Annotated in this window: 1 protein-coding gene; it reads left to right on the forward strand. The window is 59.5% G+C overall.

Annotated features, from left to right (window positions below; translation table 11 throughout):
* Nucleotides 1-341: 341 nt before the first annotated feature.
* Nucleotides 342-763, forward strand: a 422-nt coding sequence (locus ABB27_RS19130) for a CBS domain-containing protein (RefSeq protein ID WP_057630906.1), incomplete at its 3' end; no start/stop codon positions are given.

Below are 763 nucleotides of genomic sequence, written 5' to 3' on the forward strand. Positions count from 1 at the left end.
GCAAATACCCGGGCGATGCATCCGCAATCGGCTGGGAAACACGCAGCCTCCCAGGCAGCTGATCAACTCCCGCCTTGGCCGCGTCGCGCGAGTGCGCACAGCGTAGCCCCAAGCACAAGATGCCGGTGGTAACGATGCGTTGTTCAGCACCGGTTTTGCTGGAACTGAGATGCTGCGAATCACCTACAAATGCATGACGAACCATCCCAAGCACGCAAATTCCAAGCGGCCATCGGGCTCGTAGAATCGAGCTGCCGAGGACATCACGGCAACACGGCAGCCAGCCTTGCTGGCGGCCAAGCGAACTTTTCCGATTGAGCAACCTGCACCAGGAAACATCAATGAACGTCCGCGAACTCCTGCAGTCCAAGAAGCAAACCGTAGTCACCATCGACAGTGAAGACACCATCGGCGCAGCCGCGCACAAAATGAGTGCGAACAGGATCGCCGCACTGGTGGTGATGAAGGACGACGCACCGGTCAGCATCCTGTCCGAAAAGGACATCGTGCGCAGCGTGGCCGACGACGGCCCGCAAGCGGTACGCCGGGTCATCTCCAGCCTGCCCTCAACCGGTCTGGAAGTAATCTCGCCCGAAGCAAGCCTCAAGCAGGCCATGGCATTGATGACGTACTCGCACCACCGCCACCTGATGGTCACCGAGACCTCCTCGCTGGTTGGCATCATCAGCCTGGGCGATATCGTCAAGAACCTGCTCAGCGAACTTGAGCTGGAGAAAGCCGTGCTGCAGGACATCTACACCGC

Origin of the sequence: Stenotrophomonas terrae (assembly GCF_001431465.1) — a bacterium.
Taxonomy (GTDB): Bacteria; Pseudomonadota; Gammaproteobacteria; order Xanthomonadales; family Xanthomonadaceae; genus Stenotrophomonas; species Stenotrophomonas terrae.